Source organism: Erwinia sp. AK-PDG3-5 (genome assembly GCF_056821705.1).
Genome location: NZ_CM165967.1, coordinates 1,794,612 through 1,814,621 on the forward strand (window position 1 = coordinate 1,794,612; position 20,010 = coordinate 1,814,621).

Annotated in this window: 20 protein-coding genes, 1 tRNA gene and 1 pseudogene; 14 read left to right on the forward strand and 8 right to left on the reverse strand. The window is 54.3% G+C overall.

Translation table 11 applies throughout. The features are described from left to right. Positions 1-272: 272 nt before the first annotated feature. A complete protein-coding gene (locus AC1UKS_RS08095) occupies positions 273-869 on the reverse strand; it encodes a DUF1349 domain-containing protein (RefSeq protein ID WP_482436357.1) in 597 nt (198 codons plus the stop codon). 235 nt (positions 870-1,104) lie between these two features. Then, positions 1,105-1,635 carry an alpha/beta hydrolase fold domain-containing protein gene (locus AC1UKS_RS08100; RefSeq protein WP_482436358.1) on the reverse strand — a complete coding sequence of 177 codons (531 nt, stop codon included), beginning with the start codon at positions 1,633-1,635 and terminating at the stop codon, positions 1,105-1,107. A gap of 181 nt (positions 1,636-1,816) precedes the next feature. Here AC1UKS_RS08100 and AC1UKS_RS08105 point away from each other — a divergent pair, with 181 nt between their 5' ends. Continuing rightward, positions 1,817-2,230 (forward strand): hypothetical protein, encoded by a 414-nt coding sequence (locus AC1UKS_RS08105; protein ID WP_482436359.1) that lies wholly within the window; start codon positions 1,817-1,819, stop codon positions 2,228-2,230. Next, positions 2,230-2,649 (forward strand): WapI family immunity protein, encoded by a 420-nt coding sequence (locus tag AC1UKS_RS08110; protein ID WP_482436360.1) that lies wholly within the window; start codon positions 2,230-2,232, stop codon positions 2,647-2,649. Before AC1UKS_RS08105 ends, AC1UKS_RS08110 begins: the two co-directional genes overlap by 1 nt. Before the next feature lie 356 nt (positions 2,650-3,005). Here AC1UKS_RS08110 and AC1UKS_RS08115 read toward each other — a convergent pair. From AC1UKS_RS08115 to AC1UKS_RS08130, 4 genes and pseudogenes are all read right to left on the reverse strand, one after another. Then, a pseudogene (locus tag AC1UKS_RS08115) lies at positions 3,006-3,423 on the reverse strand (type II toxin-antitoxin system VapC family toxin). Then, positions 3,420-3,650: a type II toxin-antitoxin system VapB family antitoxin gene (gene vapB, locus AC1UKS_RS08120; protein WP_482436362.1), complete on the reverse strand. Its 231-nt coding sequence runs from the start codon at positions 3,648-3,650 to the stop codon at positions 3,420-3,422. The pseudogene AC1UKS_RS08115 and the gene vapB overlap by 4 nt, the downstream one beginning before the upstream one ends. A 401-nt stretch (positions 3,651-4,051) precedes the next feature. After that, positions 4,052-4,789, reverse strand: a complete 738-nt coding sequence (locus AC1UKS_RS08125; RefSeq protein WP_482436363.1) for a metallophosphoesterase — start codon at positions 4,787-4,789, stop codon at positions 4,052-4,054. A 7-nt stretch (positions 4,790-4,796) separates the two neighbouring features. After that, the gene (locus tag AC1UKS_RS08130; protein ID WP_482436365.1) at positions 4,797-5,189 is read right to left on the reverse strand and encodes a GNAT family N-acetyltransferase; all 393 of its coding nucleotides are present in this window, start codon (positions 5,187-5,189) and stop codon (positions 4,797-4,799) included. A gap of 159 nt (positions 5,190-5,348) precedes the next feature. Between AC1UKS_RS08130 and AC1UKS_RS08135 the strand changes: the two genes are divergently transcribed. Next, positions 5,349-6,569, forward strand: a complete 1,221-nt coding sequence (locus tag AC1UKS_RS08135) for an MFS transporter (protein ID WP_482436366.1) — start codon at positions 5,349-5,351, stop codon at positions 6,567-6,569. Positions 6,570-6,683: 114 nt separating this feature from the next. Here AC1UKS_RS08135 and AC1UKS_RS08140 read toward each other — a convergent pair. After that, positions 6,684-6,759: transfer RNA gene (locus tag AC1UKS_RS08140), tRNA-Asn, on the reverse strand. 507 nt (positions 6,760-7,266) lie between these two features. Between AC1UKS_RS08140 and AC1UKS_RS08145 the strand changes: the two genes are divergently transcribed. From AC1UKS_RS08145 to AC1UKS_RS08180, 8 genes are all read left to right on the forward strand, one after another. Continuing rightward, positions 7,267-8,190: a sugar ABC transporter substrate-binding protein gene (locus AC1UKS_RS08145; RefSeq protein WP_265910915.1), complete on the forward strand. Its 924-nt coding sequence runs from the start codon at positions 7,267-7,269 to the stop codon at positions 8,188-8,190. Between the two features lie 22 nt (positions 8,191-8,212). Further along, the gene (locus AC1UKS_RS08150) at positions 8,213-9,697 is read left to right on the forward strand and encodes a sugar ABC transporter ATP-binding protein (RefSeq protein ID WP_482436367.1); all 1,485 of its coding nucleotides are present in this window, start codon (positions 8,213-8,215) and stop codon (positions 9,695-9,697) included. 17 nt (positions 9,698-9,714) lie between these two features. Beyond that, positions 9,715-10,746: an ABC transporter permease gene (locus AC1UKS_RS08155; RefSeq protein WP_041692054.1), complete on the forward strand. Its 1,032-nt coding sequence runs from the start codon at positions 9,715-9,717 to the stop codon at positions 10,744-10,746. Between the two features lie 335 nt (positions 10,747-11,081). Then, positions 11,082-11,999, forward strand: a complete 918-nt coding sequence (gene nac, locus AC1UKS_RS08160; RefSeq protein ID WP_265910914.1) for a nitrogen assimilation transcriptional regulator NAC — start codon at positions 11,082-11,084, stop codon at positions 11,997-11,999. Between the two features lie 139 nt (positions 12,000-12,138). Then, positions 12,139-13,095, forward strand: a complete 957-nt coding sequence (cbl, locus tag AC1UKS_RS08165) for an HTH-type transcriptional regulator Cbl (RefSeq protein WP_482436368.1) — start codon at positions 12,139-12,141, stop codon at positions 13,093-13,095. A gap of 108 nt (positions 13,096-13,203) precedes the next feature. After that, the gene (locus AC1UKS_RS08170) at positions 13,204-14,046 is read left to right on the forward strand and encodes a GNAT family N-acetyltransferase (RefSeq protein ID WP_482436369.1); all 843 of its coding nucleotides are present in this window, start codon (positions 13,204-13,206) and stop codon (positions 14,044-14,046) included. Next, on the forward strand, positions 14,046-14,972 hold the full coding sequence (locus AC1UKS_RS08175; RefSeq protein WP_482436371.1) for a 2-hydroxyacid dehydrogenase: 927 nt from the start codon (positions 14,046-14,048) through the stop codon (positions 14,970-14,972). The genes AC1UKS_RS08170 and AC1UKS_RS08175 overlap by 1 nt, the downstream gene beginning before the upstream one ends. Positions 14,973-15,173: 201 nt before the next feature. Next, positions 15,174-16,019, forward strand: coding sequence for an oxidoreductase (locus tag AC1UKS_RS08180; RefSeq protein WP_482436372.1), 846 nt, complete (start codon positions 15,174-15,176; stop codon positions 16,017-16,019). Positions 16,020-16,082: 63 nt separating this feature from the next. Here AC1UKS_RS08180 and AC1UKS_RS08185 read toward each other — a convergent pair whose 3' ends face one another. Beyond that, a complete protein-coding gene (locus AC1UKS_RS08185; protein ID WP_482436373.1) occupies positions 16,083-17,264 on the reverse strand; it encodes an aminotransferase class I/II-fold pyridoxal phosphate-dependent enzyme in 1,182 nt (393 codons plus the stop codon). 240 nt (positions 17,265-17,504) lie between these two features. Between AC1UKS_RS08185 and AC1UKS_RS08190 the strand changes: the two genes are divergently transcribed. From AC1UKS_RS08190 to AC1UKS_RS08200, 3 genes are read left to right on the forward strand one after another with little or no spacing between them, the layout of a single operon-like run. Beyond that, entirely contained in the window at positions 17,505-18,320 is an 816-nt protein-coding gene (locus AC1UKS_RS08190) for a MetQ/NlpA family ABC transporter substrate-binding protein (RefSeq protein WP_482436374.1), read from the forward strand. Beyond that, positions 18,317-19,342: a methionine ABC transporter ATP-binding protein gene (locus tag AC1UKS_RS08195; protein WP_482436375.1), complete on the forward strand. Its 1,026-nt coding sequence runs from the start codon at positions 18,317-18,319 to the stop codon at positions 19,340-19,342. The genes AC1UKS_RS08190 and AC1UKS_RS08195 overlap by 4 nt, the downstream gene beginning before the upstream one ends. Beyond that, positions 19,335-20,003 carry a methionine ABC transporter permease gene (locus AC1UKS_RS08200; RefSeq protein ID WP_482436376.1) on the forward strand — a complete coding sequence of 223 codons (669 nt, stop codon included), beginning with the start codon at positions 19,335-19,337 and terminating at the stop codon, positions 20,001-20,003. Before AC1UKS_RS08195 ends, AC1UKS_RS08200 begins: the two co-directional genes overlap by 8 nt. Positions 20,004-20,010 lie beyond the last annotated feature (7 nt).

Below are 20,010 nucleotides of genomic sequence, written 5' to 3' on the forward strand. Positions count from 1 at the left end.
CTTTCTTCATTTAAGTCTAAAAACGTTATGCGTATTTTGTGACAGGGTTCATATCAGATGAACCTGCAAGAGATGAGCGGCGGAGTGACGGAAAATTTTTAAAGTGAATGTAAAAGCGCCTGCCGCTATTTGGGGTAGGAAGAACGAAGGCGCGTACTGGCGGGGGATAACCTGTGATGAGGTTGAGTTTTAATTTCAGGACCTGATGAAGCCTGAAAGGTAATCAATACAGCAAAAACACCAAGAGCCTTTTAATCTGTCGTCATGTTTGGTTAGCTCAGATCATGTAGAGGTTTTTTTGAAGGTGGGCCGAGGGTGAATTCGTCGAAGATGACGTCGAGCCCCTGCCTTTCGGGAGTACAACTCATTACGCCCACAAAACGCTTTCGCGTTTCCGGCCAATGGCACAATCTCAGTAACGGCCAGGTTATGCCATCCGTTGAGTACTGTATCCGCAGAGCCTCATTTTCCAGCGTGGCTCGCATCCAGAATGTTCCCGGATCGCCTGGGAAAATCCCGGTGGCCCAGTCAGACATTTTGCGGGTCACCACGCTGCCAATAGAAGACTGACCGTCATTAAACTCTATGCCGGCCTTAACCCAGTGCAGGTCATCATCAAGCAGAAACAGGCCGGCCTGATCGTAGAGATGAGCAAAACCCGCCATCACCTTTACCTGCACGGTGAAATCACCCTCGACATAAAATCCAAAAGCATGGCCGGTATGACGTTGGAATCCGTAATACGTCTTTTGCCAAAAGTCAGTGTTCAGATCCGTTTTAAACTGCAACTCTCCTTCTTCAACCGTCCACACTTGAGGTGGATTTATCCACACTCCGCCTTCGGCCCCGAGTGAATCAATCGCTGCCATAAACGTTCTCCTCATAATACTTATGACGAATTTGATGTGAATACACCGCTGTGAGTTAAACCGATGGACGCAAAACAGGGGTTAACCCGTTCAGCGGTTGAACTCTAGTCTAGCGTTATTTCCCGGCCTCTCGTTAAGTTGTCGGTCATTTGACGTCAGAGGGGTCTGTAAATAAGGCATTTTCCTGCTGACGGGCGCAGTCAGTCGCGCCCGTGAGTTAGCTCATCTTTAATGATTAGTTCGCGGCATCCCGCAGAGCCTGCCTGATAAAGCAGATCGAGCTCTCCAGCGCCTGCACTGCTTCGGGCTGCAGCGTGGCGAAGAAATGCCAGGCGTGGAACATACCAGGCCAGACCTCCAGATTTACGCCAACCCGGTGATCACCCAGATGAGTTGCCAGTCGCATCGCGTCGCTCAGCATCAGTTCATTTTCGCCAATCTGAACCAGCATCGGCGGCAGGCCCGTCACATCGGCAAACACCGGCGAGGCCATGGGATGATTGGGCAGGGCATCGCCAAGGAAGGTACGGGCCAGGAAATCCAGACCGGCTTTGGTGTTCAGGGGATCCAGGCCTTCTCTGTTGCTCATGGAGACGCCGGTGTGTTCAAGGTTGGCCCAGGGGGAAATTGAAACTCCGCCGGCCGGAAGCGGCAGGCCCTTGTTACGCGCCGCCACCATCACGGTAACTACCATCGCACCGTCCGCGGACTCGCCGGCCAGCACAATTTTGCTGCCGCCAGGCGAATATTTCTCAATAACCCCCACCTATCGACCTCCGTATAACGCTCAGCCCATAATCGACGACCAAACAGGTGTATGCATTGGCTACTCTGTAGCTCAGGCACCTGGTCTGTGGCAGATATATGACGCTGATGGACGATTTGCGATACTCGAAGAAGCCCCCTTAGAGACGCCGCTGATTGACCCTACCGACATTGCCTTATTCATGTTTGGTGCATTTCGTCTGCTGCGCACGGGTGTGGGATTGTTTGAGGCGGGCACCAGCAACAGAGTCAAGGCTGTATTAAGCGGCGGGGCGCTCAATATCTTGAAGGGACGCTTCAAGGCTTGTCTGCCAGTAAGGAACTTGCTGTTCACACAGGCCACTGCAAGGCATATGGCCGATCCCGGAAGGTATATCCCCGTTCATATACTTGAAAAAGCGGTAAGGTTTGGAAGGCGACGCCCGGATCCACAAAAGATACCCGGCCAGTTCGAATACCTCATAGGCATGACCCGCCTCACTAAAAGAGTTGAAGGGAATGCGATCGTTTATAGACCTAAGAAGTATATCTTGCAGATTGTCGTCAGAGAGAAGGACTGGACAGTAATGCACTATCACATAGAGGCGGTTCGATAATGTTTGAAATCAAAAATGAAAGTGTCTTATTCCGCTTCTCCTTTGTCGAGCGAATCGAAGTTCTGGAAGACCGCCGACAAGATCTGATTGTGTGCTGGCTGGAGATTGAGGAACCTTCCATAAAGCTGCAATGCGAGTGTGAACTGACTCTTTTTGATTTGGAAAGGCTTCGGGACATACTTTCGCGGTTCTATGACAAAATTTCGAACAACATAGAAGCGGCTCCTGAATTATTCACGCCAAGAGTGCCGGTATTTGCGTTTGAACTCCGTGAGGTGGAAGGCGATGATATTATCGGCTTTAACTTTACTGCCAGCCCTCAAGAAGATGAAGGGTGGACGCTTAAGGGGGGTATAGTGATAGACCAGTCTTATTTCCCCGGCCTGATTCATGGTATTGATTCCATACTGACTAATTAACGGACACCTCGTTAAGTCGACTTTGAATCGCCACGGGTTTAACAGACACCTCAATGTTAGTCATTTAGTTGTGAGAGTTGCGAACGTCCGCTCCTCGCTCACAGCGGACACTCCACCAGTACTTGGGGCAGCTGCGTGCAGGCCATGAACCCGTCACCGGCCTTCCAGAAGCGACAGCAGGGGGTTATCCGTCCTGCTCTGCAAAATCCTCCTCACGCTTTCATCTGTTAAACCCGCAGATCCGTTTTCTGTAATAGCCGGAAATCTGAGTCCGCCGGTGATGAGTGGCGTAGTGACTTCTGAAAAAGGGACCTGTGGAAGGGGGCCTGAGGATTACTGGCCGATAATGCCTGGCATTATTTTAGCCAGTCTTCCAGTGCCAGACCGGGCACCCGCTCAAACTCCCGCGTATTATTGGTCACCAGCACGGTGCCGGCGGCTATGACATGCCCGGCAATCGCCGTGTCGTTCGGGCCGATGGGCGTCCCGGCCAGCCGCAGCGCCACCTTAACGTCCGTTATGGCATCAACTGCGGCCTGATCCCAAGGGCAGGATGGCATCGAGGCGGGCGCAGAACGCGTCAACAAGCCCGATGTGGCGAGGCGAGGCCTTTGGGCCGGTGGCGCCGAAGCGCATCTCGGAGTAGGTGATGGCCGAGATCACGATGCGATGATTACGCAGCACCGCCTGCGCCAGCCGCTCTAGTACGGCGGCCGGCTGCTCGCGCATGATGAACGAGCAGATACAGGTGTCCAGCATGTAAATTTTGTTCACAGGTCAAATCGTCCTTCGTCGCTGACAACGTCCTCACGCTCCGCCAAAAAGTCCGGCTCTGCTTTTTCCAGCTTTGCGAATGATCCCCAGGTAGGCCGAATGGGACGCAGGATAATGCTGTCTCCTTCCCGGACGATCTCCAGTTCGCTCACACCTTCAAAGTCCATATCACGGGGCAGACGGATAGCGCGGTTATTGCCATTTTTAAACACAGATACAGTTCGCATTGTTACTCCTCCCAGTCGGGGGGCCGACACTGTGCCGTTTCCGGTTTTATTTTGCAGAGAGCACTGCTCTACATAGGCTAAGTATTTGCCAATGTATAGCAAATGTATATGTATGGCATATGCAGATGCATGGCATATGGTAATGTTAAGCAGAGATTAAAATACCTCTTCGTCACGTCAGATTCAGAAAGTACTAAACCTGGTTCCTGGTTCAAACTCAGCCATGGCTGGCATCGATGGGCTGCCGCAGATGGGCACAATATGCCAGGGAACAGAGAGGGTGTGTGAGGGTGAGCATCAAGTATGTGCCAACAGCGGAAGTTGTTCCTTCGCAACATTATGCGTTAATCACTGGGGATCAGGTCGTTCCCTATGAGACCGATACGTTTTCCGAATGCCAGCTAAACGCAAACGTGGTGACTGGTAAGAGAGTTACTGACATAGCGGTGAATCACCAATGCTGGCGGGTCATTCGCAGGAGGAACGTTTACTGTTCCAAACCAGACAGGATTAGCCGGGCAGACCGAGCCACAAATGAAGGCAGGTATGCCCGCAAAGGTACCCGCTATTGGTCTGTGGACATGGCCTGTAGAAATGGCGAGAAGTCTGCCCGGGGCGCATCTAATCAACTCTTCCATCTCAGGTAGACCTCTGCACATCGTTTCGTCTAGCGTTGGTATGCCAGATGCAAATACGTGATGGTGCAGAAACAGCAATGACGGAGGGCTGTCTGCGTCGCTGAGTTGATTATCCAACCATTCCAGATGGTCAGCCACACTGCCGTAATCTTTATATTCAATCGTCGAATCCAGACCAGTCAGGCGAATGCCTCCTGTGTCATGGACAAAATGCAGAGCCTCTCCTTGGGCATCGTGCGCCCATCTGTTCTCATCCCAAACAGAACGCATCATACTGCGGTCGTCAGAATTACCTGGCAGGATCAATGAAGGATAATTTTGCTGATTCAGGCGGTCGGCTATCTGTTTATAACCTTCCTGCCAATGCCCATCCGTTAGATCACCGGTAAGTACCAGTACATCCGGTTTCAGATGCTTAAGCCAATTTAGAACCTGGTCAAACCGCAACAGATGATCATTTTCGGAAGAGGCGTGAATGTCTGAAACCTGTGCTATCAGCATAAAGACCTCATATAATTATTGTGTGGAGAACAGGATCACAATGAATCGCTAAGTTCAATTCCGACTGCTTAGAGCTAATGTTAGTATGGATGCGTAATTTCAGCGCCTCGCTCATTGTTGCTCTTGATCCTTTGACGGATAGTACCGCAACATTTTCTATCCAAAGATGATCGGCATGAAGCCGTATTTCGAGGAGGCCGACCGCATCCCCTGCGATAATGGCCAGGTAAATGTCATGCTCACGTACGGCTTTATTAAAATCGGCCGTCATCGGAGTCGGTTCACGTCCAATGACCGAAATCCCCCTGGAATAGGCCGCAAGGACTATTTCACGAACCCATTCCGCATCATTTTCTTCCGCGCGGCGGAATCTAACGGCGATGTCAGGCGATTTACTCATATAAACTCCTTAAAACCCGGCTGCCACTCACTATGTGCAACATAGCAGGTTGTACAGTTTTTTGAATAACTAACTCCATTGCACACCTTCGACTCAATGCGCTGGATGGCGTGATTTATTGCTGGTAACTTGTGGCTGTTTTCCAAAAAGGAATTTCAAATGACTACTGAAATGCAGGGCGATAATATTAATATTCGTGCCGCCAGAAATAGCTATTTAATCATTATTGCCAGATTTATCTCTGATTTTGGCGCTTTTCTGAATATGGTGGTGCTATCCACCTATGTGTACTTGCTGAGTCAGAGTGTTATGCATGTGAGCATATTCCTGGCCTGTAGGGTGACTGGTGGGATCATCGCAAGTGCAGTGGGTATTCCTTTTTTTCGCCGTTTTCACGGGCGCTTATCTTTAGTGGTTTTTGACCTTACGCGCGCTGCGCTATTAGCCTTGCTGTTAATTTTGCCTGCTTCAACCCAGCTATATATATTGCCTTTCATTGCGCTGGGTATTGGACTGGGAAATTCGATGTTCGCTATCGGTCTTAACAGTCAACTTCCCTGGTGGGTCAGCGAGTCCCGGCGTGTATCAACAAACGCTGGGTTAACTTCTGCATCCGCTATGGGGGCTGTTGCGGGAAGCCTGGTTTCGGGGATCCTACTGGCGACAAGTGGTTATCAAAGTGTGTTTGCCGCGAATATTGTGACTTACCTGGTGGCCGGGTTATGCATACTGCCTTTACGCTTTTTGGTGCATCCCGTTGCGAGTGCAGCAAATCCGCATCGTAAAGAATGGCGTAATCTGGTCACCGGGCTGCGAACGACTCCGCTGTTGGCCGGAATGTTGCTGGTAACGATGGCCGATACTTTAGGCAGTGCTGCCCACAACGTAGGCTTTCCCATTATCTCCGAGCTTTTGACACCAGAATCAGCCGGGAAAACCATGGGTCTTTTGCTGGCAGTTTGGGCCGCTGGGAAATTCGCCGGGGCGCGTCTGGCAAACTCTCTGTTAGTGCGTAGCGGGATGCGTGCCGACAGGCTTTTTTTCTGTGGCGTGGCATCTATGTCACTAGGTTTTATCTTTACCTTTCAACAAACTGGCATCCCACCGGCACTGATTTTTATCGCACTGGCAGGCGTGGGAGATGGACTGGCGGACGTAAGTCTGATTTCGCGTATCCAAAGTGAGCCTGAATCATTGCGGTTGCCTGTTTTTAGCCTGATGACTCTTCTGCAAATGACAGGATTTGGCGTTGGGATGTTGATTGTCGCGCCATTTTATATCTGGTTGACCCCCGCAGTGGTCATTGTCATTTTTCATGGCATCCCATTACTGACATTAACAGCCGTGTTGTTTTACGGTCGGACTCGCTTAATGGAGTGAGATCAACCGTGAATGACTGAGTTAGCCAAACGCTGCCATTTATCGTACCAGGCACCGCAGAATGAGAAAAGCAAAAAGCCCGCTCAGGTTTCCCTGAGCGGGCTTTTCAATGTATGGCTCCTCTGACTGGACTCGAACCAGTGACATACGGATTAACAGTCCGCCGTTCTACCGACTGAACTACAGAGGAATTGTTTCAACGGGGCGCATGTTATCGGCAGCACCGTCGCTTGTCAAAGGGCGAATGCAAAAATCGCGTGCGTTTGCTGGCAAAAACAGCGAATCGTCGTTTTTCCCACCCGCCTGCTCAAAATGCAATCTCATGCGCCAGATCTCACTTTGATCGGAATCCTTTGCCGATGTTAGAGGTGTGTCAAATTTTTGTTATTTGTCGATTTTAAAACAGGCGTTTCGGTGGTTTCATATTGAAAATTTCATATGACGTTATTATGAAACAAATGAACTGGTTCGCAGGCTGATGGTAACGGGCGGCCAGATTAAGATCGAAATAGCAGGTTTAACATGATGATTTACTGAGAGTAATTGAAAGGAGCGTTTCCATCAGTCGGGTCTTACCTTAAGCATGATTTACCCTACATTTTACTGAAGCCGTCGGTGAAGTTGAGTGAATGTAAAAGAAATTTTCATTCGATGTAACAACCAGCCTGCGCATACTAACGATAAAAAGGGCTTAGCCATGAACGTGAAAAAAACGATTTTAGCGTCGCTGTTAGTGTGTATGTTACCCGTTTCCGTCTTCGCAAAAGATTTGCAGGTCGGTGTTTCTATGGCGCTGTTTGATGACAACTTTCTGACTATTCTGCGTACCTCCATGCAGAAAGAGATGCAGAAAGAGGGCGTGAAAGGGCAGGTTGAAGACGCTAAGGGTGATGTCGCACAGCAGCTTTCCCAGGTGCAGAACTTTATCGGTCAGGGCGTTGACGCCATCATCGTCAACCCGGTGGATACCAACGCCGTGAAGCCGATTATGGACCTGGCGGCCAAGGCCAGCATCCCGCTGATCTTCGTGAACCGCGAACCGGCTCAGCCGCTGGTGGACAAAATGGCCTATGTTGGCTCGGACTCTGAGCTGGCCGGTCGTTTGCAGATGGAAGCGCTGGCAAAAAACATGAACTATAAAGGTAACGTCGCCATCCTGCTGGGTGACCTTGCCAACGAATCCACCCGTAAACGTACCGCCGGCGTGAAAGCGATCATCGCCAAATACCCCGGTATGAAAGTCACCAAAGAACAAACCGCTAAATTCACCCGTAACGATGCCGTCGATGTGGTCAGCAACTGGTTAACCGCCGGTGATGACATCAACGCGATTGCCGCTAACAACGATGAAATGGCGATCGGTGCCCTGCAGGCGCTGGGTAAAAACGAGGGCCACATCCTGGTTGCCGGCGTCGATGGTACGCCAGATGCATTGCAGATGATTAAAAACGGCAAGATGGTCGCGACCGTGTTCCAGGATGCCAGGGGTCAAGGCGAGGGTGCAGTGAAAACTGCGGTGAAGTTGGCCAATGGTGAAAAAGTGCAAAAGATCGTGGATATCCCATTCCAGCTGATCACCAAAGACAACTACGAAAAATTCACCAGCATGAACCAAAAATAACCCCGCCGTACGGAGGTGAAGAATGGCCGCATATGCGCTTGAAGCCGAAGGCATCAGCAAGTTTTTTCCGGGCGTAAAAGCATTAAGTAATGTCTCTTTACGCGTGAAGGCAGGAACTGTCCATGCGCTGATGGGCGAAAATGGCGCGGGCAAATCCACTTTAATGAAGTGCCTCATCGGGATTTACCGTCCCGATGAGGGACAAATAAAAGTTAAAGGGGAGCCGGTGCAGTTTGTCGACACCATGGACGCGCTGCGTTCAGGTATCTCGATGATCCATCAGGAACTCAATTTAGTCCCTCATATGACCGTTGCCGAAAATATCTGGCTGGGTCGTGAGCCGATGAAGTATGGCTTTGTCGACCACGGCAAACTCAACAAGATGACCAAAGAGCTGCTGGCGAAACTGAATATTCGCCTGACGCCGGAGCGGATGGTGGGGGAGTTAAGCATCGCTTCCCAGCAAATGGTGGAGATTGCCAAAGCGGTGTCGTGGAATGCCGACGTGGTGATCATGGACGAACCGACCTCGGCGCTGACTGAAACGGAAGTCTCGCACCTGTTTGCCATCATTCGTGACCTGCGTGAGCAGGGCAAAGCCATCATCTATATCAGCCACAAAATGGATGAGATCTTTGCCATTACCGATGAAGTCAGCGTGTTCCGTGATGGCGCGTGGGTCGGCAGCGACAGTACCGCCAGCTATTCCCGCCAGTCACTGATCACCCAGATGGTCGGGCGCGAACTGACCCAGCTGTTCCCGAAATTCAACAATGATATTGGTCAGGACGTGCTGACGGTGCGCAATCTGTACCGCAAGGACGTGTTCCATGACATCAGTTTTAGCGTGCGTCGCGGTGAAATACTCGGCGTGGCCGGGCTGGTGGGTGCCGGCCGCAGTGAGGTGATGGAAAGCCTGTTTGGCATGACCAGCATCGACGGCGGCGAAATCCTGGTTGACGGCGTGCCAACCAAAATCGACTCGCCTTCCACGGCGATCGAAAAAGGGCTGGCGTTCCTGACCGAGGATCGCAAAAAGTCCGGGCTGTTTCTGGTGCTGTCGGTGATGGAGAACATGAGCATCGTCAACATGCCGGAGTACAGCAGCAAGGGCGGTTTCGTCAGTCATGTGCAGATGGCGAAAGACTGCCTGGAGCAAATCCGGCGACTGAACATCAAAACCCCGACCATGGACCAAATCATCAACAACCTGAGTGGCGGTAACCAGCAGAAGGTGTTGATTGCGCGCTGGCTGCTGGCGCAGCCAAAAGTCCTGATCCTCGATGAGCCAACACGCGGCATCGATGTGGGCGCCAAGGCGGAAATTTACCGCCTGATAAGCGAACTGGCGAACCGTGGCGTCGCCATCATTATGGTCTCTTCTGAACTGCCTGAAATTCTGGGCATGAGTGACCGGGTGATGGTAATGCACGGCGGTCGTATTACCGGCATCCTCGATAAAGAAGAGGCTGACCAGGAAACCATTTTGTCGTTGGCGTCCGAGTAAGGACGTAAGGTAACCCTATGAGTGATGTAAAAATGACAACTCAACAGCCGGCCCCCTCGGCTTCTGTATTCTCCAGTCTGAAAGGCAAATTGCCGAAAGACACCGGTATCTTTATCGTGATGGTCGGCATTGCGCTGATCTTTGAAGCCTTCGGTTGGTATGTGCGTGACCAGTCGTTTCTGATGAACCCAAATCGCCTGGTGCTGATCGTGCTGCAGGTGGCGATTATCGGGATCATTGCCGTGGGGGTGACGCAGGTCATTATTACCACGGGGATCGACCTGTCATCCGGGTCGGTGATTGCGTTAACCGCGGTGGTGGCGGCCAGTCTGGCACAAACCTCCGACAGCCTGACGCCAATGTATCCGTCGCTGGTGAACCTGCCAGCGGTGGTGCCGATTGTCGCCGGGGTGGGGGTCGGGTTCCTCGCCGGGGTGATCAACGGCGTGCTGATCACCCGTACCGGCATCCCTCCTTTTATTGCCACACTGGGGATGATGGTATCGGCGCGTGGTCTGGCGCAGTATTACACCCAGGGTAACCCTATCAGCTTCCTGTCTGATGGCTTCACCTCGATTGGTCAGGGCGCGATGCCGGTGATCATCTTCCTGGTGGTGGCGGTGATCTTCCACATTGCCCTGAAGCATACGCGTTACGGTAAATATGTTTACGCCATTGGCGGCAACATGACCTCGGCGAAGGTGTCCGGGATTAACGTTAACAAATACCTGATCATCGTTTATACCATCGCCGGTGGCCTGTCCGGTCTGGCCGGTGTGGTGCTTGCGGCGCGCGTCAGTAGCGGCCAGTCAAGCATGGGGATGTCATACGAGCTGGATGCAATTGCCGCAGCGGTTATCGGCGGCAGCAGCCTGATGGGCGGCGTTGGTCGCATCACCGGTACGCTGATTGGTGCGGTGATTCTGGGGCTGATCAAGAGCGGCTTTACCTTCGTCGGCGTCGATGCTTACGTGCAGGACATCATTAAAGGCATCATCATTGTGGCCGCCGTTTCCATCGATATGTACCGCAACCGCAAGAAACGCTAAGTCATCCTGCAACACACGCTCAGGGCCAGAACATCACTGTTCTGGCCCTTTCGACGACGTGGTAACGGTTACATGCACGCCTGGACAGCAATTTTTGCACCAATGCAGTGCGCCAATCCTGTCTGTCTCCCCCACCAAGGTATAAATAATTATGATTAACCCTAAAGGGGTAATCAGATTCTCTTATTTTACCGCCTGTTAGCCATAAGCTGACCCTGAACTCTCCCCTTAAGAAAATTCTGGCACGGTGATTGCAATTATCTCAGTGCACCAGAGTGAAATCTTATTTCTTACGCCAGTGAAAATGGCATTCGGGGATCCGTGACGGAGGCAACATGAACTTACGACGACTCAAATATTTCGTAAAAATCGTCGACATCGGCAGCCTGACTCAGGCCGCAGAAGTCCTGCATATTGCACAACCTGCCCTCAGCCAGCAGGTCGCGACGCTTGAGAATGAACTGGACCAGCAATTGTTGATCCGCACCAAGCGCGGCGTGACGCCAACCGAAGCCGGCAAGATCCTCTATTCCCATGCCCGCACCATTTTGCGCCAGTGTGAGCAGGCGCAGACCGCGGTGATCAATGCCGGTCAGTCACTGACTGGTCAGGTCTCTATCGGACTTGCACCGGGCACCGCAGCGTCCTCGCTGACCATGCCTTTACTGCAAACCGTGCGTGAGCAATTTCCGGATGTGCTGGTTTATCTGCATGAGAACAGCGGCTCGTCATTAAACGAAAAAGTGATGAATGGGCAGCTTGACATGGCGGTGCTATACGATCGTGCACCAACGGCTGGCATCACCAGCATGCCGCTGATGAAAGAAGAATTGTATCTGGTTGGCGCAACGGACTGTCCTGGACAGACCATTGACCTGGCCGACGTGGCGCTGATGAACCTGTTCCTGCCGCGTGATTACAGCGCCGTGCGTAAACGCGTTGATGAAGCCTTCTCACTGCGTCGCCTCAGCGCCCGCATTATCGGTGAAATCGAATCTATCGCCACGCTGACCGCCGCGGTTTCCAGCGGAATGGGTGTCACCGTGTTGCCAGAATCTGCCGCCCGTGCGCTGGTCAGCTCGACCAATGCCTGGATGGCGCGTATTAACAGCCCAACGCTGAATCTGCCGCTGTCGCTGAACGTCTCTGCCCGCGTGCCGCTGTCGCCATCGGCGCAGGCAGTGAAAAATATTCTGTTATCGCTGCTGAACAAGCCGGTGGTCGAAGACCGCGAACTGATGTTAGTGAGCTAATCCCCTCTGTCGGGCGCGCGGTTGCGCGCCTCACTTCTTAGCACTAAAAAGCATATAAAACCTTTTTTTATTATTTGTTGATATCGATTAGCCTCCTTAACATGTCGTTATCTAACAGAATACAGAAAGGGGCGCGCGCGTGAATTTTCAACAGCTTAAAATCATCAGGGAAGCCGCACGCTGCGACTTTAATCTTACCGAAGTTGCCAATACCCTGTTTACTTCGCAATCCGGCGTCAGTCGCCATATCCGGGATCTGGAAGACGAGCTGGGCGTTGAGCTGTTTATCCGACGCGGTAAACGTCTGCTGGGGATGACCGAACCCGGTAAAGCATTGCTGACCATTGCTGAACGCATTCTCGATGAAGCGGGCAAGGTGCGCAGACTGGCGGATGTCTTTACCAATGAATCCAGCGGCGTGCTGACCATCGCCACGACCCACACTCAGGCACGTTATTCTCTGCCAAGGGTGATTAAAGCCTTCCGCGCGCTCTATCCTAATGTCCGCGTTGAACTCAACCAGGGTTCTCCGCAGGAGATCGTCACCATGCTGGCCGCAGGTGAAGCCGATGTCGGTATTGCCAGCGAGCAGGTGGTGAACAATCCGGCGCTGGCCGCCTTCCCGTGGTTTAACTGGCATCATGCACTGCTGGTGCCGAAAGGGCATGAGCTGGAGCAGCAGCAGCCGGTCTCGCTGGAAGCGTTGAGCCGCTATCCGTTAATCACCTACCGCCAGGGCATCACCGGACGTTCGCGCGTTGACCGCGCCTTCCATTCCGCCAGCCTGAAGCCGGACATCGTGTTAAGCGCGCAGGATTCCGACGTGGTGAAAACCTATGTCGAATTAGGCTTAGGTGTCGGCGTGCTGGCCGACCAGGCCTGCCAGCTGGATGAGCACTCGGCGCTGACCCGACTGGAAGCCAAGCATCTCTTCGAGTCTAATACCGTCTGGCTGGGGCTGAAGCGCGGCCAGCTGCAGCGTAACTTTGTCTGGCAATTCCTTGAGTTGTGCAACGCCAATCTGTCGCTGGAAGAGATTAAGCGCCAGGCGCTGGCGGTCACCACCGAGGAGCCGGTGCTCGACTTCCAGATCTGACCATTCAGGCTCGCCTGAAGCAAAAACAGTTGAAAAAGAAGCGCAAATACGCCCATTCTCATCACCCGAGATGGGCGTTTTTTTGCCTTCAGCCGTAAAGGAAAAAGCATGAGTTACCCGATTTGCGCACTGCAGGACCAGCATCTTCAACAGGCCTTTGCTCTGACCCAACGCCTCAAGTGGCCGCACCGGCTGGCCGACTGGCAACAGGCGCTGCAACTGGGCGAGGGGATCGCCGTGGTACAGGACGGTGAACTGCTGGGCACGACAATTTTCTGGCGCTGGGGTGAGGATTATGCCTCGATTGGGCTGGTGATTGTCGCCGACCAGGCGCAGGGCAAAGGGATTGGCAAGCAGCTGATGCAAACCGCGCTGCAAAAGCTGGAAGGGCGCAACGCGCGCCTGCACGCCACGGAGATGGGGCAACCGCTGTACGAGAAGCTGGGGTTTATCGCCTGTGGGCACATTGAACAGCATCAGTGCCGTGAACTGGCCGAGGTGATCCCGCTGTTACCTGAAAAGGGGCAACTGCTGCGGCCTGCCTGCCGGGACGACCTGGTGCTGATGACCACGTTGGATCATCAGGCGCACGGTCAGTTTCGGCCGCAGCTTATCGACACCCTGTTCGACAGCGCAGAGCGAATTCTACTGCTGGAAGAGCAGGGCACGGTGCAAGGTTTTGCCTGCCTGCGGCGCTTTGGTCACGGCTATACCATTGGGCCGGTGATCTGCCGCGATCTTCGGCGCGCGAAGGTGCTGATTAGCGCGCTGCTGGTGGGATTGCAGGGGCAGTTTGTTCGCCTGGATACCAGCAGCGAAACCGGCCTCGGCGACTGGCTTAATACGCTGGGTTTGCTGGAAGTTGACCGTCCGGTGGCGATGATCCACGGCAAGCCCTGGCAGCCGCAAGGGATGCTGGCGTTTGCCTTGATGTCGCAGGCGATGGCCTGATGAATATCCTCTATAAATCCGCCTCTGAACGCGGCGATCTGTGGGCGGATCTGCTGGCGAAGCTGGCCCCGGACGCCAGCTTCCGCCAGTGGCCAGACAGCGGCGATCCTGCAAGCGTCGACTATCTGGTGGCCTGGCAGCCGCCGGAGGAGATCTTGCAGCAGTTCCCGAATCTGAAGGTGCTTTTCTCGGTGGGTGCCGGGGCCGACCAGTTTGATTATTCCCGCCTGCCGCCGGAACTGCCGGTGGTGCGGATGATCGAACCGGGCCTGACCCAGGGCATGGTGGAATACGTCACCTTCGCCGTGCTGGGCCTGCACCGCAATATGCCGCGCTATCTGCATCAGCAGCGTCAGCAGCTGTGGCTCGGCCATGGCAGTAAACCGGCGGCTGACTGTCGGGTGGGGGTGATGGGCGTTGGCGAACTGGGCGAGGCGGCCTTAGCGCCGCTGGTGCAGCTGGGCTTCGACTGCGCAGGCTGGAGCCGTTCGGCCAAAGCCATCCCCGGCGTCAACAGCTTTGTCGGTGACGCCGAGCTTGGCGCGTTTCTGGCACGCAGCGATATTCTGATTTGCCTGCTGCCGCTGACGCCCGCCACCGAAGGCATCCTGAACGCTTCGCTGTTCAGTCAGCTGCCGCCGGGCGCGTCGCTGGTGCAGGTGGGGCGCGGCAAGCACCTTCATCATCAACACCTGCTGGACGCGCTGGAAAGCGGTCAGCTGCAGGCGGCGGTGATTGACGTCACTTCCCCAGAACCGCTGCCGCAAGACCATCCGTTCTGGACCCATCCGGCCATCTGGCTGACGCCGCATATCGCCAGCCAGACCCAGCCCGAAAGCGCGGTGCGCGCGCTGCTGGAGAATATTCGCCGCTTTGAGCGGGGCGAAACGATGATCGGCCTGGTTGACCGGTCGCGCGGCTATTAAGCACAAACAAGGCCACCACGGAATCTTCGCTAATGCCCTCATCAGCCCGACAGCCGGGGTTCCGCGCTGGTCGGGACATATTTTCGCACAAAGCAACAAAGCAGCGAGGCGTTTCAGCAACTACGCTTTGGGTCATGCTTTTCCCCACTGCGTTCGTGGTGGGGTTCTCATTTTCAACACTGCAGAACTGAGGATAACAACATGGCTACTGACAAGAATCCCGTCTGGTTTATTACCGGCTGCTCAACAGGTTTTGGGCGCGAACTGGTAAAAGAGCTGTTGAAACAGAATTACCGCGTTGTGGTCACCGCGCGGGATAAATCAAAAATTGAGGATTTGGTGACCGGCGTGGAAGATCGCGCGCTGGCACTGGCGCTGGACGTGACCGACAGCAGCACCATTAAAAAAGGGGTTGAGGCGGCGCTGGCGAAATTTGGCACCATTGATGTGCTGGTCAATAACGCCGGCTATGGCTATCAGACCTCGGTGGAAGAGGGTGAAGAGCAGGAAATCCGCGCCCAGTTTGATGCCAACGTCTTTGGCCTGTTTGCCATGACCCGTGAAGTGCTGCCGACCCTGCGTAAAGCGGGCAGTGGGCACATTATCAATATCACCTCGGTGGCGGGCATTATTGGCTTCCCGGGCTCGGGCTATTACTCTGCCAGCAAACATGCGGTCGAAGGCTGGTCAGATTCCCTGCTGGCGGAAGTGGGCCCGTTGGGCATTCACGTTACCTGTGTGGAGCCAGGGCCGTTCCGCACCGACTGGGCGGGTCGTTCACTGCATCAGACGCCAAGTAAAATTAATGATTACGAGGAAACCGCCGCCGCCAGGATGAAAGGCACCGCCGACAACAGCGGCAAGCAGGCGGGCGATCCGGTGCGCGCCGCGCAGGCAATGATTGCCATCACCCACACCGACGATGCGCCACGGCATCTGGTGATGGGTGCCTGGGGGCACGATGCGGTAACGGCGAAACTCAAAGCGCGTCTTTCCCAGGTTGAAGCCTGGAAAGATACCTCGGTCGGCACCGATTTTCCGAAATGATTAACGCGCGGCGGGTTCGCTGACAGCTTGCCGCGCTGCTGAGGAGTCAACTCCTCAGCACCTTCATCCCGCAAACAGCGCCAACGCCGCAATGCGATCCAGCGCGGTCAGCAACTGTTCAGTCTGCACCGTCAGGCTGATGCGAATATACTGACTGGCGTGCTCACCAAATGCATCTCCCGGTGCAACCAGCACGTGGGCCTCGTGCAGCAGCTTGCCGACAAAATCCTCGCTGCTAAAGCCATCCGGCACCGGCAGCCACAGGAAGAAGGTGCCTTGCTGTTTCCTCACCGGCCAGTTCATCTCCGCCAGCCTGGCGAAAACCTGCTCACGGCGCTGATGGTAGACATCGGCCAGCGCAGCAATGCGTTCGCTGGGCAGTTCCAGCGCGGTGACGGCGGCATCCTGAACGGCGCCATACACGGTGCTATAACTGTGGGTGTGCAGCTTCTTAAAGGCGCTGATAATCGAGGCATTGCCCACCGCAAAGCCGAAGCGCCAGCCGGCCATCAGGAAGCTTTTCGACATCGTATATACCTCGACGCCCCACTGTTTAGCGCCGGGCTGCGACAGAAGGCAGATCGGCCGATCCTGGCGATGGCTGCCGATCGAAGCGTAGGCAAAGTCATGCAGCAGCGGCAGATGATAGCGCTCGGCAAATTCAAGCGCGGCCTGGAACAGGGCCGGTGTGGCCATCGCGCCGGTAGGATTGTGGGGATAGTTAAGCACCAGCAGGCCGCCGCGACGGGCGATATCCTCGGGAACCCGGCTGAAGTCCGGCAGGAAACCGGTGCTTGCATCCAGTGGAATACCGTAAAAATCGGCCTGCGACTGCCGGGCCGCAGAGCGGTAAAGGGGATAGCAGGGATCGGTGGAAATCAGCACCTGGCCGGGATTAAGCAACGCGCGCGGTATGCCGCTGACCGCAATATGTGAACCCTGAAAAACGGCGATCTCGCGGTCAGGATCGAGTTCCACGCCGTATTCACGCAGATAAAATGCGGCGATGGCCGCGCGGATCTGCGGTTTTCCCCAGAATGAGGAGTATTCGTGATTACCGGGGTCTTCCGCCGCGCTCTGCAGGCTGGCGATGATTTCCGGCGGCGTCGGCTGGCGCGGGCTGCCGGATGACAGGTCGATCAGCGGCAGCTGCGTGCCGTCGACGTTTGCCGCCAGCTTTTCCAGCACGCCAAATACATTTTCTTCTAAGTCTTCCACTAATTGCGATGCGGCAAAGTCAGGCATATTCCCCCCGGAAATAAAACGGTTAAGCGGGAAATAATGGCATATCGCCTGAACAGTGAATACGGGAAACCCGCGCGAACGTTAGCAGAAATAACGCTATCCAATGCCAGAAAGCGTTAATTCAAATGATGACTATCTTTAGCAGAATTAAGCCCAACGGCAACGGCTTTTTGCCTTCAGGATCAAACTTTAGCTGTGATTTAATTACGTTCTTTCATTATCCGCATGAAGGATTTACTGATGAGCAAGTTTGGTTTGCAAGGGATCGTCTTTAGCCTGTTATCTTCCGCCGCCGTTCTGGCCACCGCCCACGCTGACGACAATAAACTGATCCGGGTGGGCTTTAACCCGGGTCCGTATAAAGAACAGTTCGAGAAAGGCGTCGCGCCCTGGTTAATTAAAAAGGGCTATAAGGTCGAATATAAAGATTTCAGTGACGGCATTCAGGTTAACGATGCGGTCAGCCGTGGCAATATCGAAGCCAATATTATGCAGCATCCGGTTTATCTGAAGTCGGTCAACGATCGCTTAGGCATTGATAACGTCGGCATTGTGCAGGTGCCGACTCCGCCAATGGGACTGTACTCCGGCAAAATAACCTCGCTGACGAAGCCGGTTGAAGGTGCTACGGTGTCGGTGCCGAATCAGGCATCTAATGAGTATCGCGCGGCGCTGTTATTGCAAAGCATCGGCTGGCTGAAAATCAGCCCGAAAAGCGATCCCGCCACCTTCTCGCAGAAAAACGTTACCGAAAATCCGTACAAAATCGTGCTGAAAGAGATGGATAACGCCCAGCAGGTCCGGGCACTGCCTGATGTCGACTACGGCGTGATCCAGGGCAACTTTGCGGTGTCCAGCGGCATGAAGCTCAGCTCGGCGCTGAAGCTGGAAGATCCCACCAGCAAATTTATTAACATCGTCACCGTGGCCGGCAAAAACAAAGATGCGCCGTTCGCCAAAGATATTATTGCCGGCTATCACTCTGCCGATTTCAAACAGTATATCCAGAGCCACGCTGAGTATCAGGGCTACCTGCTGCCAGACTATTTCAAATGAGTCAGCCAACCATCGCGTTTCGTAACGTCAGCAAAACGTTTTCACGTAACAACGTGGCGTTTCTGGCCCTCGACCGTATCGACCTCACCATCGAAAAGGGCGATATCTTTGGCGTGATTGGCACCAGCGGCGCGGGTAAAAGCACGCTGCTGCGGCTGATCAATCATCTGGAAACGCCGAGCCAGGGCGAGGTGCGGGTCAATGGTGAATCCCTGCAGGGGGTCAGCAAGCCGCGGCTCAATGAGGTGAAGAAAGATATCGGCATGATCTTTCAGCACTTCAACCTGCTGAATGCCAAAACCGTGTTTCATAACGTGGCGATCCCGCTGATTTTGCAGGGGCGGGATAAGGCATATATTCGCCAACGGGTGGAAGAGCTGCTGGCGTTTGTCAGTCTGAGCGACAAGGCCAACAGCTTTCCCAACGAACTCTCCGGCGGCCAGAAGCAGCGGGTCGGCATTGCCCGCGCACTGGCAACCAATCCCTCGGTGTTGCTGTGTGACGAGGCGACCTCCGCGCTGGATCCGCAAACCACGGTGCAAATCCTGCTGCTGTTAAAAGAGATTAATCAGCGTTATGGCATCACCATCGTGCTGATAACCCACGAGATGTCGGTGGTGCAGAAAATCTGCAACCGGGTGGCGGTGATGTCTCAGGGGCGCATTGTGGAGCAGGGCGATGTGCTGAGCCTGTTCGGTAATCCGCAGCACGCGGTCAGCGCCAGCTTTGTGCAGTCGGTGATCCACGATCGCCTGCCGGAACAAACCCTGGCGCTGCTGGCCGAACAGGAAACCGCGCGCTCGTTGCGGCTGGAGTTTATCGGCGTCACCGCGCAGCAGCCGATCATCAACCGCTTAATCCGCGACTTCCCGGTGGAGGTCAATATTCTGTTTGCCAATATGTCGGAAGTGCAGAGCACCATTCTCGGTTTTATGATCGTGCAGCTCAAAGGCGACGCGGCGCACACCGAGGCGGCTATTCATTTTCTTCGTCAGTCAGGAGTGAAAATCACCGATGTTTGATCTCTTTGATACCGCCATTACCGGCGATCAGTTTCTGCTGGCGCTGCATGATACGGCGGTGATGATTGCCGTTTCGCTGGGGTTTGGCTCGCTGCTCGGCATCCCGTTGGGGATCGTGCTGGTGATCTGCCGTCCGGGCGGCATTCATCCCAACCGCTTCGTGCATCAGGTACTGAACCCGATTGTTAACGTCATCCGCTCGCTGCCATTTATCATTTTGCTGATCACCATCCTGCCGTTTACCCGCCTGCTGGTGCATACCACCATCGGCACGCCGGGCGCGATTGTGCCGCTGGTGATCTTTATCGCGCCGTACATTTCCCGACTGGTCGAGAGCGCCTTGCTGGAAGTGGATGAAGGTATCCTCGAGTCCGCCAACGCGATGGGGGCTACTACCTTCCAGACCATCTGGTACTTTATGCTGCCGGAAGTCGCATCCTCGCTGGTGCTGGCGCTGACCACCGCCACCATCGGCCTGCTGGGGGCAACCGCAATGGCGGGCACGGTGGGCGGCGGCGGCATTGGCGATTTAGCCATTACCTACGGCTATCAACGCTTTGACGTCTTTGCCACCCTGTCTACCGCGCTGGTGCTGATTGTTATCGTCCAGTTATTACAGACCTTTGGCACGCGTCTGGCGCGCCGACTTCGCCGCGAGTAACCGCCCG